The organism is Motilimonas thetidivivens (assembly GCF_046452435.1).
GTDB lineage: Bacteria > Pseudomonadota > Gammaproteobacteria > Enterobacterales > CBDFNC01 > Motilimonas.
Window position 1 is genome coordinate 84,167 of sequence record NZ_JBKFDK010000016.1, and the last position, 13,682, is coordinate 97,848.

Genomic DNA, 13,682 nt, shown 5'->3' on the forward strand with positions numbered 1-13,682 from the left:
ACTATTACTTCATTGATACATCGCTTTAAACACATACGGGTGTTGGTCTCCAAAGGTAAACCAACACCCGCGATAATTAACTCATTATAGGGTTAATTACTTCTTGTCGTCTTTTACTTCTTCAAACTCAGCATCAACAACATCGTCGTCTTGCTTCGCTTGACCTTGTGGTTGCTCGCCACCTTGTGCTTGCTCAGCTTGTGCTTTCTGTTGAGCAATTTCCATTAGCTTTTGTGACGCTTCCATTAGCGCTTGAGTTTTCGCTTCGATGGCTTCTTTATCTTCACCACGAGCCGCATCTTCAAGCTCTTTCACAGCCGCTTCGATTTTTTCTTTATCGTCAGCGCCCAGTGCATCGCCTGCTTCTTCAACTTGCTTACGCGTAGCGTGTACCATAGCGTCGGCTTGGTTGCGCGTTTGCACTAGCTCTTCAAACTTCTTATCTGATTCAGCGTTGGCTTCCGCTTCAGCAACCATCTTGTTGATTTCATCTTCCGACAAACCAGAGCTTGCTTGGATGGTGATCTTTTGCTCTTTACCTGTGTCTTTATCTTTCGCAGATACATGTAAGATACCGTCCGCATCTAGGTCGAATGTTACTTCGATTTGCGGTACACCACGTGGTGCTGGGCGAATACCCTCTAGGTTAAATTGACCCAGTGATTTGTTATCACCAGCACGCTTACGCTCACCTTGTAGTACGTGTACAGTTACCGCACCTTGGTTGTCGTCTGCCGTTGAGAACACTTGCGAGCCTTTGGTTGGGATCGTGGTGTTTTTCTCAACTACTTTAGTCATTACGCCACCCATGGTTTCAATACCTAGTGATAGCGGAGTAACGTCTAGTAGTAGTACGTCAGTCTTGTCACCTGATAATACGCCACCTTGGATAGCAGCACCCATAGCAACCGCTTCATCTGGGTTAACGTCTTTACGCGCTTCTTTACCGAAGAACTCAGATACTTTCTTCTGTACTAGTGGCATACGTGTTTGACCACCCACTAGGATAACGTCGTTAATTTCGCTAACAGATAGGTCTGCATCTTTAAGCGCAATACGTAGCGGCTCAAGTGTTGCTTCTACCATGTCTTCAACTAGCGACTCTAGTTTCGAGCGCGTTAGCTTGATGTTAAGGTGCTTAGGACCCGTTGCATCAGCGGTGATGTATGGCAAGTTAACGTCAGTTTGTTGTGCTGAAGAAAGTTCGATTTTCGCTTTCTCTGCACCTTCTTTTAGACGCTGCATTGCTAGTGGGTCAGATGTTAAATCAAAACCTTGCTCTTTTTTGAACTCAGATACTAGGTAGTTGATTACGCGGTTATCGAAATCTTCACCACCTAAGTGAGTGTCACCATTGGTCGCTAGTACTTCAAATGTTTTCTCGCCATCTACTTCGTCGATTTCGATGATAGAGATATCGAATGTACCACCACCTAAGTCATATACCGCAACAACACTGTCGCCTTTAGTCGAGTTAACACCGTAAGCAAATGCCGCCGCTGTTGGCTCGTTGATGATACGCTTAACGTCTAGACCTGCGATACGACCCGCATCTTTGGTTGCTTGACGTTGTGAGTCGTTGAAGTAAGCAGGTACTGTGATTACCGCTTCAGTTACTTTCTCGCCTAGGTAATCTTCTGCTGTTTTCTTCATTTTCTTAAGAACTTCAGCAGAAACTTGTGGCGGAGCCATTTTCTTATCACGCGCAGCAACCCAAGCATCACCGTTGTCAGACTTGATGATTTGGTAAGGCATGATCTTGATATCACGCTGTACTTCTTCATCTTCAAAACGACGACCGATTAGACGCTTGATCGCGAACAGGGTATTTTCTGGGTTAGTTACCGCTTGACGCTTAGCTGGTTGGCCAACTAATGTTTCACCGTCTTCGGCATAAGCAATGATGGACGGAGTGGTACGGTGACCTTCAGCGTTCTCAATAATTTTTGCAGTGTCACCATCTAGGATAGCAACACAAGAGTTTGTTGTACCTAAGTCAATACCAATAATTTTACCCATCAGGCAATCTCCAATTCTTTATCTATGTTAACTGTGGTGGCAGCCAGCGCGCATTTGCTCGTGGTTGCTCCGTCTATGCTTCTTATATGGGGTTGTGAAAAAAGGCTTCAAGGGGAAAAACAAAAAAAATTGAAAATAAATCCGAAAAAAATGCAGGAATAACCGTTTTGACAGGGATTTTTAGCTAACTGACTCGCAAACTAGGGCCGTTAAGCTTGCAAATGAGAAAAGATTGCATTAGCGACTTTAGTTTGGCCTTAATGCAAAAAAGCCAACGGCATTGCCATTGGCTTTTATACCCAAGTTACTTCAAGATGCTTGTTGAGCGAGAATTTGTAGGCTGTTAGGCGCGACGCTGATTTGAGACATAGTTATTCTACGTTGAAAATCAGCAACAAAGCATAACAGCCCACAAAACTCGCCCTTTGGGAGTCGCTCATTATGTTTATTTTTTCGTTAAAAAGCCTCGAAAGGGAATGCCATTCCTTCGTCTTTTTGCCTCAAACTAAACATAATGAGCGCCTCTGAATCCCGCATCTTGAAGTGTCTTGGGTATATATCATCACAGTGGAAAGTGATTACGCTTTTGTATCAACCGAGCCGGCAGCGGCTTTTGATACCATTACCATGGCTGGGCGGATCACGCGGCCATTAAGCTCATAGCCTTTTTGCATCACAGCGATAACCGTATTAGCAGGCACGCCTGGGATCTCTTGCATGCTCATGGCTTGGTGTTTCTCTGGATCAAAAGGGGCATCTTTAGGATCAATAGCCACAACACCAAACTTTTCTACCGAGCTAAGCATGGCTTTAAGGGTTAACTCAACCCCTTCAATCATCGGCTTCAGCTGCTCGTTTTCATGATCAGCATGGCTTAAAGCCAGCTCCATGTTATCAATCACAGGCAAAAGCTCAGCGGCAAATTTGTCAAGGGCATACTTGTGCGCCTTCTCAACATCTTGCGCAGTGCGACGACGAATGTTTTCTACTTCCGCTGCAGCGCGGATAACCGAATCTTTTTGCTCAGCTACTTTTGCTTCTGCAACCGCTAGCTTTTTTTCAAGCTCATCGATTATAGCTTGCTCTGGTGAAAGCACTTCACCTTCTACAGCTTCTTGAGTTGCCGCTTGCGCATCAACTTGCTCTACTTCGCTAGCCTGCACTTCTGCTTGTTGTTCCGGCGACAGTTTATTCTCTTCGCTGCTCATGTTCACTCCATTTAGATGTTAACTAAAATACTTGGAGCTTATTATGGGGATCACTTCACCAGTTTCAACCTTAGTATTAAGAAAACCCTTGCTTGATAGGCCAAGCACTTTCATTATTAACCAACAACTACTTAACTTAACTAGCTTAAGCGACTGAAAAGATAACCTTATGACCGCAAAATTTAACTCGATAGGTTTAATTGGTAAGCCAAACCATTTAGGTGCAAACCAAACGTTAAAAGCGCTGCATAGTTACCTGCGCCAACGCAACTACCGCGTCATTATCGAAACCTTAGTGGCCGCGGAGCTAGACATAGCCGATGTAGAAAGCATGAGTGTGGACGAATTAGGTCATCATGTTGATCTTGCCATCGTTGTCGGTGGCGATGGCAACATGCTGGGTGCTGCCCGCATTTTATCCCAGCATGACGTCGCCGTAATTGGGGTTAATCGAGGCAATTTAGGCTTTCTTACGGATCTTGATCCCGATGCCTTTGAGCAACCCTTAGAAGAAGTATTAGCTGGTAACTATCAAACCGAATACCGCTTTTTACTCGAAGCCGAAGTGATCCGTAAAGGCAAAATTCATCGCCGCCAAACCGCCGTCAACGAAGCCATACTTCACCCTGGCAAAGTGGCGCACATGATAGAGTTCGAAGTGTATGTTAACGGCAGTTACATGCTGCACCAGCGCGCCGATGGCATGATTATATCTACCCCCACCGGTTCCACCGCTTATTCGCTCTCAGGTGGCGGCCCGATTTTAACGCCAAATCTTGATGCCATTACGCTGGTTCCTATGTTTCCCCATACCCTAAGCAGCCGCCCTATCGTGCTCGATGCAAACTCTCATGTCCGCCTCGTGGTTGCTTCGCATAATGAAGCCGAAATGCAGGTGAGTTGTGATGGTCACGTGATCCTCGACGTTGAGCCGGGTGACGAAGTCATCATTCAAAAACACAAGCACAAATTAAAACTGGTTCACCCCTCCAGCTATAGCTACTTCGCCGTATTGCAACAAAAACTAGGCTGGGAAAAGAAAAACTTTTAACAATAATTACGCGATCTCGAACACGAAAAATTTCACACAGTTACTTTACTGTATAAAAAAACAGTTTATACTGCTTTTTTATACAGTGTGTGTACTTCATGGATCGTAACTATGTTAACTCAGCTAACCATTACAAATTTTGCGATTGTTAAATTTTTAGAACTTGAACTAGCCTCAGGCATGACCAGTATCACAGGTGAAACGGGGGCCGGTAAATCCATAGCCATTGATGCCCTAGGCCTGTGTCTGGGAGAAAGAGCCGATGCCAGCATGGTTCGCCCAGGTGCCAAAAAAGCTGAAATCAGTGCCCGCTTCTCATTAGCCAATATACCCGCGGCTCAGCGCTGGTTACGTGATAACGAATTAGACAACGAACATGGCGACTGTATTTTACGCCGCACCATTACCCATGAAGGTCGCTCACGCGGTTATATCAACAGCATTCCAGTGCCGCTTTCTCAATTAAAAAGTCTCGGTCAACAGTTAGTCCATATTCATGGCCAACACGCCCATCAAACCTTGTTACGCCCCGAAGTACAAATGCAACTGTTGGACGGCTATGCAGGCCATAAAGCCCTTTTACGAAAAGTGAAAGACAGCTATCAAGGCTGGCAATTTTTAAATAAAGAACTGCGCCACTTACAACAGCAACAAGCCGAGAACGAAGCTAAAAAACAACTCCTTGAATATCAGGTTCAAGAGTTAGACGAGTTTGCTCTGCAAGCTGGCGAGTTTGAAGAGATTGAACAAGAACACAAAAAGCTGGCTAACTGCGGCTCATTAATGGAGCAATGCCAAGCGGGTATCGACATTCTTTACGAAAATGATGAAGTGAACGCGTTAGGTTTACTGCAAATGGCCGCAAGCCGCGTGGAGAGTGAAGCAGATAACGATCCTGCCCTAGCCGAAATATGCACCCTACTGCAAGAAGCCATCATTCAAGTCGAAGAGGCCAGTAGCCAATTGCGCAACTACAGCGAAAGCTTGGAAATGGATCCCGAGCAATTTAGCTACTTAGATACACGCTTAAGCCAAGCTATGCAGCTCGCACGCAAGCATCAAGTCAATGCCGAAGAGCTACCGCAAAAGCACCTCGAGCTAGCCAAAGAGCTCAGCACGATTTCAAGTTCAGAGGAGCGCATCTGCCAACTTGAAAAAGAGCTATCAGGCATCCGTCAACGCTATCTGGATGATGCATTAAAACTCAGCAAAAGCCGCCAACGCTATGCCGAAGAATTAGGCGACAAAATCAGCCAAAGCATGCATCAGCTAAGCATGCCATCGGGCGTATTTGCCATCGATATCATCACCGATGAAGATGCCGAAATCAGCGCGCTGGGTATTGATAGTATCAGCTTCAATGTTTCGACCAACCCAGGTCAGCCACTACAAAGCATAGGTAAAGTCGCATCCGGTGGCGAACTTTCGCGGATCAGTTTAGCGTTACAGGTCATCACCTCACAAAAAGCCTCAACACCAACCATGATCTTTGATGAAGTCGATGTGGGCATCAGCGGTGCAACCGCTTCCGTAGTTGGCAAATTGCTCAGAAAACTGGGGGAAACCACCCAAGTGTTTTGTGTTACCCACTTACCGCAAGTGGCTGGACACGGACATCAGCAAATGTTTGTGAGTAAAGAAACAGACGGTACGAGCACTGAAACCTCGATGACGGCCCTCAAGCCAGAGCAACGATTGACGGAATTGGCAAGATTATTAGGTGGTAATGAAATCACCGAGAAAACCTTAGCCAATGCCCAAGAATTGCTGATTCAATAAATGAATTGAGGTCAATTTCAGCATAAGATTGCTTTAACTAGCACAAAAACACAAAATTTGTCGCGGCAAGTTTTTACATCCAGCCTCATACTGGGTATGATTTGCCGCTGATATTGACCTTAATGAAATGGATTTATGCGATTAAAGAGCCTTCTCGCTGCAGCTACCTTAGCGCTATCACTTAGCGGCTGTTCAGCTATCTACGATATGATTGTTTTCCAAATCGACGTGCCACAAGGTAATTTCGTTGAGGAATCGCAAGTAGATAAACTCACTCTGGGAATGACCAAAGAGCAAGTGACCTACGTGATGGGTTCACCTATGTTGGTCGACAGCTTTGACAGTGATAAATGGTACTACATTTACTACTTAAAGCCCGGCGGAGAGCCATCGGAGCAGTCACAAATGGAGCTGGTGTTTTATAACGGTAAGCTAGCTCGTATCTCAGGTGACGATGCCATTGCAGAAAAATTCAGTGATAAAGTAGAAAAATACAAAGCTGATTCAAGAAAGAACTCAAGTTCTGATAAATCAACCGCACCGTGTGTTGACAGCAAGGACGATGAATTCTGTAAGCCTATTGATATTACTCAATAATTATCTAAAGCCATTGGTATTGAACTCAATTCCAATGGCTTACTTAAAAAGCGCCATTCAACGCCAAACCAGATACAATATCAGACTAACCTTTACCGATTATTTAGCCTTTGCACGGCCACCCGTAATTTTATCCGCTCGCCCTTCTTCTTTAGCACGCTGTGCACGTAATTTGCGCATCTCTTTCGGATCCGCAATCAAGGGGCGATAAATCTCGATTCTGTCTTGATCATGAACTTCATCACTGAGCTTTGCCGAGCGACTAAATATCCCCACTTTAGCATTGGCGATATCGATTTCCGGAAAGATATGATGAATATGCGAGCGTTCAATACACTCCTTGATGGTCAGCCCTTTTTCCACATTAAGCGCTACTATTTTTTGCTTGTGGGGCGTCGCGTAGGCCACCTCCACTTTGATCGTTAGTTCAGACACGGTAAACCTCTTTAGCACGCTCACTAAACGCTTTTACCATGGCATGACATAAATCATTAAACACGCGGCCAAAAGCAACTTCAACTAACTTGCTACTAAATTCAAACTCCAAATCCAGCGCCACCTTACAGGCTTTGTCATCAAGAGGAGTAAAGGTCCAGCCGCCAGTTAAATGCTTAAATGGGCCGTCGACCAACTGCATGATAATACGCTCACCGGGGATCAAGGTATTCTCTGTGGTAAAGGTTTTTGTAATACCCGCTTTGGCCACATTCACCGAAGCCCGCATGGTTCGTTCCGTTTGTTCTAAAATACGACTCCCAGCACAACCCGGCAGAAATTCAGGATAAGCCACTACATCATTAACCAAATCAAACATCTCATTGGCACTAAACATCACTAATGCCGACTTTGAAATCTGTGCCATTACCACCACTCTCAACACAAAAATGCCATTTTACCCGACAATAAAACAAAAATAGGTATTTTTTTCAATCTAACTGAACATTCCCCCACCCAGCCGCTAGCTCACTTATTTGGCAAAAAGATGAAAATAAGTGCTTTATTAGGCTTTTTTCGCTTATTCTATTCCTTTCTGTCAGCAGCCGAATATAATACGCATCTATGGCTAAAAAGAACTCAAAATCAAAATCCGGCAGTAACACTATCGCGCTCAATAAAAAAGCGCGTCATGAATTTCATTTAGAAAGCAAAGTGGAAGCCGGTCTAGAACTGCAAGGATGGGAAGTCAAATCAATCCGCGCAGGAAAAGCAAATATCACCGACAGCTACGTGTTCCTAAAGAACGGCGAAGCATTCCTCCTTGCCTCTACCATCATCCCACTGGACAAAGCATCAACTCATGTTGTCTGTGAACCTATGCGCGCCCGACGCCTACTGCTAAAGCGTAAAGAGCTAGAAACCCTAATCGGTAAAGTAGAACGTCAAGGCTATGCCCTTGTGGCCACTTCCATGTACTGGAAACAAAACTGGGTGAAACTGGAAGTTGCACTCGGTAAAGGTAAAAAAGACCACGACAAGCGCGCCGACATTAAAGACCGCGAGTGGCAAGTACAAAAAGAACGCACCATGAAACATAAAGTAAGATAGTGCTTTCTTGCAGGGCTAGTTTCTTGTAAACTGCCCGTAACAGCTTGGGGCTGATTTAGGATTCGACGGGATTCACGAAACCCAAGGTGCATGCCGAGGTGCGGCAGGCCTCGTAAAAAGCCGCAAAGTTATAGTTGCAAACGACGATAACTACGCTCTAGCAGCTTAGGCTAGCTAGCCTTCCTCCCAAGTCTCTTCTATGGGCTGGGTTTCGGAAGGTCATCCACATAGAATAGCGAGGGAAACTTGTCTGAGGTTGAACCGCGAAATAGTATCAGGCTCGCCATATCAAATCCTGTTAGTCGGAGTTGCCATGGTTAACCAAATGACTAACTAAGCATGTAGTACCGAGGATGTAGGCTTTTCGGACGCGGGTTCAACTCCCGCCAGCTCCACCACCTACACGATTAAAGACGCTTTCGGGCGTCTTTTTTTGTGCCTGAAAAACTAAAAATCTATAAGTTAGCATCCATTAACATCCCATCGATTCCCACCGCATCCCTGACTTTTAATAACCACTGTAGTAACCAAGATTATGGATAACTACGATACCTAGAATCACGCCCCCCTAACAGTAACAGAAGTGAAAAACGCTAAGCCTAAACGTCTTTCAGGTGGGCAAGGGCTACAACTACGTGTACTTCCAAATGGTTCTAAACACCCAACAAGGGATAAACTAACAGATATCCCCTTCAAGGGATAAACTAACAGATATCCCCTTCAAGGGATAAACCAACCAATATCCTCTATAAGGGATAAGAAAACAGCTATCCCCTAAAGGGGATAATCATGTTACTATCCCCTTTAGGGGATAAAGTTATCTCATCTACAAAAAACTCAAACAACAAAGCGCAGTTAGCAACAAACACTGAATTGACAAGTCACTCACTAGGAGACGATGAATGATATACAGTCCAAAGCAACTAGCAGACAGATTACTTCTCATTAGGCAAAAGAATAACTGGAGCCAAAGCGAACTTGCAAAAAAGGTAGGAATCAAACAGTCAACCATATCTAATTTTGAAAATAATCCGACCCGAACTACACTTTCAACTTTTTTCAAGTTACTTCAAGCAATGGAGTTGACTCTAACTATTGAAGAAAAAGATCTGAAAGGAATAAGCACATTTGATGAGGATGATTGGTAATGCAAGAACTAAAAGCTTATATGAATGGCGAACTTGTTGGCACCCTACAAAAACACTCTAACGGTGCTCATTCATTTCAGTATGATTCAGATTGGATAAGTAGCAGTAGATCTCGCCCGCTATCTTTATCTTTAAAATTGCAACGCTCGCCAATCAAGTCAAATGCAGTAATTAATTACTTTGATAACCTTTTGCCAGATGCACCAAAGGTACGCGAAAGGATTGTTGCCAGATACAACGCTTCTTCCAAGCAACCATTCGACCTTCTAAAAGAAGTAGGAAAAGACAGTGTCGGAGCTGTCACCTTGTTACTTCCAGATCAACCATACAAAAAAGAGCCTGTTAATTTTGAAGCTTTAGATGAAAAGAAACTTGAAGAAATCCTTCTCGCATACAAATCGGATATTCCATTAGGAATGATTGAGGGTGAGGAAGACTTCAGAATATCCGTTGCTGGTGTGCAAGAAAAAACAGCACTTCTTCATTTTAACGATCAGTGGTGCATCCCTAAAGGTAACACGCCGACGACTCACATTATCAAATTACCTATTGGAGAGATACAGCAGGCTGATGCAACACTGGATCTAAAAGATAGTGTAGAAAATGAATACCTCTGTATTGAACTCGCTAGAGAGCTTGGATTTGAGGTTCCCAATGTTGAAATTATCCATACCGACGGGATTAAAGCATTAGCAGTAGAACGTTTTGATAGGCGTTGGAATAGAGATAAAACAAACATACTACGCTTACCTCAGGAAGATCTCTGCCAAGTTTTTGGTAAACCTTCATCTATAAAGTATGAATCTCAAGGTGGTCCAGGTATTACTGAAATAATGGAGCTATTAATGGGTTCGAGTAATGCTCTCGACGATCGATACAATTTCATGAAATTTCAAGTATTCCAATGGGTAATCGGTGCTACAGATGGACATGCAAAGAACTTTTCCATCTTTATTGAAAAAGGTGGTAGCTATAGGCTTACTCCTTTCTATGACATCCTCTCCGCTTATGTTGTTCTTGGAGGAAGAGGACTAAACATTAGGAAGCTGAAGTTGTCTATGGGATTAAAAGCCACTCACGGGAAAAAGTATGAAATAAATAAAATTTATGCTCGTCATTTCCTAGATACCGCTCAATCAGTCAAATTCAGTACCGAACAAATGAAGGTAATTTTAGACGATATTCAAATCGAGCTTCCTAAAGCCATCGAGCGTCTAAAATCTAGACTGCCTAAGGACTTTCCAAATGAAGTTTCTAACGCAATATTCGAAAACGCCCTCAAAATGGTAAAAAAACTAGGTATGTAGCAGTTTCTCACAAAGCAATAGGAATACAGTGCTGCCCCTTAAACGGAAACTGAACTAATACAGAGCATCACAGCGCGGTATTGCAAATAAAGCTAGATGATTGCCATGGGTTATTTAGGGAAAAAGCCAACACCCAGCGCCAACTTGATCAGCTCAAACAGTATTTGCAGCATGAACTCGACAACAAGGCATGGGTGTTTCATCCTCGCCAGATCCACTTGATCGAGCAAGCAAAGCAACATCTAGCGCAGCAACAAAAACCGGCTAATACACCTAAGCCCAAGCAACACAAGATAACCACTATCACCACCAATGCCCGCAGCCTGCTGCCCGAATTGGCCCCTGCCATTAATGTCGCCTCAGAGCAGCATCGCACAGCCACCTATGAATGCATCATGTGCCATTGCCAATGGCAAGTGAAACTGCCCAGCAAACCCAGCTGCCCTAAATGCAGAAGTCATTTATATGCGAGAGAATGTGTGTAGACATGATATGGAGTATGTGAATTGCAGCAGCACAACTCGCTGCGCGAATATCACGTTCAGTGATAGATCCTAAGCCCCCTTCCCTAAGCAAGTTCAGGCCCACAGGCGCAGACAAAAATGTAGGAGCGCAGCTCGCTGCGCGAATATCACGATCAGTGATTTATCCTAAGCACCTTCCCTAAGCAAGCTCAGGTCCCACAGGCGCAGACAAAAATGTAGGAGCGCAGCTCGCTGCGCGAATATCACGATCAGAGATTGATACTATGCCCCCTTCCCTAAGCAAGCTCAGACCCACAGGCGCAGAAAAAATGTAGGAGCGCAGCTCGCTGCGCGAATATCACGATTGATGACTTATCCGAATCCCTTCCCTAAGCAAGCTCAAGCCCACAAGCGCAGACAAAAATGTAGCACCACAGCTCGCTGCGCGAGTATCATGTTCAGTGATTTATCCTAAGTCCCTTCCCAAGCAAGTTCAGGTCTACAGGCTTACTTATTTATTAATGCGTAATGTCTTATACATTAATTGATCAAATTAAGCCTAATGAGTACTATACTACTCATGAATAGAATGGAGTCCACGATGGAAGAGTTAAACATACAAGCTTTTATCAAAGGTGAATGGCTCGATATTGCTGTCATCTCATTTCCTAAAAGTGAACAGAACAACTTCCGAGTGACTGAACTCAATTACCTCGGCGACTACGCATTAGAGCATCACGAAAAAGATGACCTACACGCAGTATCAATCAACTTGCCGGTATCTTTTTACTTTGACGATATGGGCAGTCCAGGATGGCTAACTTTTCTTGATGACATCATGCCAAGTGGGGCAAGCAGACGCTATTGGGTCAAACATCTAGACATAGAGGATTTATCAATTGATGAACAAAACTATGTTTTACTCAAGTTTGGCACCATGTCGCCTATCGGCAATTTGCGCGTAAAAGACTCTCTGCCGGAACGCTATAAAGAGTCAGACACCCTCTACTTTTCTTTAGACGATGTAAAAAACCGCGCAAGTGACTTTTTAGATTACGCTCAACAAAGAGGCGCTACACCGGGTGGTGCTACCGGTGCAGGAGGTGAAGCACCTAAACTCATATTGCGTTGCTCTAACGCAGACAAAGAGCAAGCTAAAATATGGATAGATCCCTATCAAGATGATAGCACCAACCAAGATCTACACTATTTAGTCAAATATCCCAGAGGTTCAAGAAGCCCAGTTGACTGCAACATACTTCGAGCTGAGTTCCATTATTATCACGAACTCACCGCGATGGGTTTTGATACCATTCCAATCCAAAATATGCGTTTAGAAGAAGGGCTAAACTACCCTTCCTTATGGCTGCCTAGATTTGATATTCGCTTTAACCAAGCGCAACAAATTGAAAAATTCGCAGTAGAGTCGGTTTACTCCATGCTAAATAAAAGTGCAGGTGCAATGTTAGAGCATGAAGCAACTATCAGAGCATTAATAGAGAAAATCACGCAAAGCCACATGGTGCAAAATCAAGGGTATGCCTTTGATGCCCAAAGCTTTGTTGTAGAATGGGTAAAAAGAGACCTACTCAACATCCTATTTGGCAACAGCGATAATCATGGTAGAAACACCTCATTCTTAAAAGGTGATGGTTATATTAAGTTAGCCCCTATCTACGACTTTGCCCCAATGAAAGCCGATCCCGAAGGCATCCCAAGAACGACAAAATGGAAAGCCCCACTAGAAGTTGGCGGCACTTACAATTTTATCGGTATTGCAGAATCACTGTCTGACCTTGTGCCGAGTGAATTGTTACTTACCGAGCTTAAAGATACCGCACAAAAGTGCCTTGAGCTTAAACAAAGACTGATAGCTCGAGGGGTTCCAGAGCAAATCATAGAAATGCCCGCGATCGGATTTAATCATATCCCTGAAAAATTGAAAAAGTGGGGGCTGTTATGAGCAATCATACCAATTCATCCAAAGAGTCTATAAATGATGTCGTTAATCGCCTTCGACAAAATCGCAAACAAAACGCAAGCGTCCAACAGATAAAAAGTGATGACAAGGTCAAAGCTGATGCTGTTAACACTAGATCACGAACGTCTCAAAGAGCATCAAAAAAGACCCTACCTACAAAGGCTGCCGAACGCAGCAAGATAATCAATCAAATAGTTAAACAACTACTGTATGGCGAACTAACTCAAGGTCAGGCACTAAAAGAGCTTCGAATCAATGTGCTAGGTTTAAAGCAAGATGTTTACGCCAAGCTCGTCGATGTGTCGCGAAAAACACTCTCGGATATAGAGAATGATCGTGGTAATTACAAAACAGACATATTGAATAAAGTCTTCAAACCTTTTGGCCTAAAAGTGGGGCTAATACCGTCCTCATCGAATATGCTTAACTCATTGCTCGACAACAACTAATCACCTTGAGCTTATTACCATGATATTGTGGCCATATACAGATATTGCCACTCGTTTTTAGCTACGATTTAAATTGGTTGATGGAAAGAAGTCAGAGCAAATAATCCAATAAGCTCCCGCTTTAACTGTTTATA

Annotated in this window: 13 protein-coding genes and 1 other RNA gene; 10 read left to right on the top strand and 4 right to left on the bottom strand. The window is 43.9% G+C overall.

Annotated elements, in window-relative coordinates:
* Positions 1 to 96: 96 nt before the first annotated feature.
* Complete coding sequence (gene dnaK / locus ACK8OT_RS12930; protein WP_410196932.1) at positions 97 to 2,019, bottom strand: molecular chaperone DnaK; 1,923 nt, start codon at positions 2,017 to 2,019, stop codon at positions 97 to 99.
* Between the two features lie 578 nt (positions 2,020 to 2,597).
* A complete protein-coding gene (gene grpE / locus ACK8OT_RS12935) occupies positions 2,598 to 3,227 on the bottom strand; it encodes a nucleotide exchange factor GrpE (protein WP_410196933.1) in 630 nt (209 codons plus the stop codon).
* A 169-nt stretch (positions 3,228 to 3,396) separates the two neighbouring features.
* Here grpE and nadK point away from each other — a divergent pair, with 169 nt between their 5' ends.
* The 3 genes from nadK (at position 3,397) to ACK8OT_RS12950 (ending at position 6,654) form a co-directional block, all read left to right on the top strand.
* Complete coding sequence (gene nadK, locus ACK8OT_RS12940; RefSeq protein WP_410196934.1) at positions 3,397 to 4,278, top strand: NAD(+) kinase; 882 nt, start codon at positions 3,397 to 3,399, stop codon at positions 4,276 to 4,278.
* 111 nt (positions 4,279 to 4,389) lie between these two features.
* Positions 4,390 to 6,057, top strand: coding sequence for a DNA repair protein RecN (gene recN / locus ACK8OT_RS12945; RefSeq protein ID WP_410196935.1), 1,668 nt, complete (start codon positions 4,390 to 4,392; stop codon positions 6,055 to 6,057).
* A gap of 135 nt (positions 6,058 to 6,192) precedes the next feature.
* Positions 6,193 to 6,654 (top strand): outer membrane protein assembly factor BamE, encoded by a 462-nt coding sequence (locus ACK8OT_RS12950; RefSeq protein WP_410196936.1) that lies wholly within the window; start codon positions 6,193 to 6,195, stop codon positions 6,652 to 6,654.
* A 99-nt stretch (positions 6,655 to 6,753) separates the two neighbouring features.
* Here the strand turns inward: ACK8OT_RS12950 and ACK8OT_RS12955 are convergent, their stop codons facing one another.
* Together ACK8OT_RS12955 and ACK8OT_RS12960 are read right to left on the bottom strand one after the other, a co-directional pair.
* Complete coding sequence (locus ACK8OT_RS12955; protein ID WP_410196937.1) at positions 6,754 to 7,089, bottom strand: RnfH family protein; 336 nt, start codon at positions 7,087 to 7,089, stop codon at positions 6,754 to 6,756.
* Complete coding sequence (locus tag ACK8OT_RS12960; protein ID WP_410196938.1) at positions 7,082 to 7,516, bottom strand: SRPBCC family protein; 435 nt, start codon at positions 7,514 to 7,516, stop codon at positions 7,082 to 7,084. The genes ACK8OT_RS12955 and ACK8OT_RS12960 overlap by 8 nt, the downstream gene beginning before the upstream one ends.
* A gap of 197 nt (positions 7,517 to 7,713) precedes the next feature.
* Here ACK8OT_RS12960 and smpB point away from each other — a divergent pair, with 197 nt between their 5' ends.
* The 7 genes from smpB to ACK8OT_RS12995 all read left to right on the top strand — a co-directional run bounded on the left by smpB (position 7,714) and on the right by ACK8OT_RS12995 (position 13,548).
* Positions 7,714 to 8,199: an SsrA-binding protein SmpB gene (gene smpB, locus ACK8OT_RS12965; protein WP_410196939.1), complete on the top strand. Its 486-nt coding sequence runs from the start codon at positions 7,714 to 7,716 to the stop codon at positions 8,197 to 8,199.
* A 46-nt stretch (positions 8,200 to 8,245) separates the two neighbouring features.
* Positions 8,246 to 8,597: a transfer-messenger RNA gene (gene ssrA, locus ACK8OT_RS12970) on the top strand.
* A 504-nt stretch (positions 8,598 to 9,101) separates the two neighbouring features.
* Complete coding sequence (gene hipB, locus ACK8OT_RS12975; RefSeq protein ID WP_410196940.1) at positions 9,102 to 9,347, top strand: type II toxin-antitoxin system antitoxin HipB; 246 nt, start codon at positions 9,102 to 9,104, stop codon at positions 9,345 to 9,347.
* Complete coding sequence (locus ACK8OT_RS12980; RefSeq protein WP_410196941.1) at positions 9,347 to 10,654, top strand: type II toxin-antitoxin system HipA family toxin; 1,308 nt, start codon at positions 9,347 to 9,349, stop codon at positions 10,652 to 10,654. Before hipB ends, ACK8OT_RS12980 begins: the two co-directional genes overlap by 1 nt.
* An 80-nt stretch (positions 10,655 to 10,734) precedes the next feature.
* Positions 10,735 to 11,139, top strand: coding sequence for a hypothetical protein (locus ACK8OT_RS12985; protein WP_410196942.1), 405 nt, complete (start codon positions 10,735 to 10,737; stop codon positions 11,137 to 11,139).
* 580 nt (positions 11,140 to 11,719) lie between these two features.
* Positions 11,720 to 13,081, top strand: a complete 1,362-nt coding sequence (locus ACK8OT_RS12990; RefSeq protein ID WP_410196943.1) for a type II toxin-antitoxin system HipA family toxin — start codon at positions 11,720 to 11,722, stop codon at positions 13,079 to 13,081.
* A complete protein-coding gene (locus ACK8OT_RS12995) occupies positions 13,078 to 13,548 on the top strand; it encodes a helix-turn-helix transcriptional regulator (RefSeq protein ID WP_410196944.1) in 471 nt (156 codons plus the stop codon). The genes ACK8OT_RS12990 and ACK8OT_RS12995 overlap by 4 nt, the downstream gene beginning before the upstream one ends.
* The last annotated feature ends 134 nt before the right edge of the window (positions 13,549 to 13,682 follow it).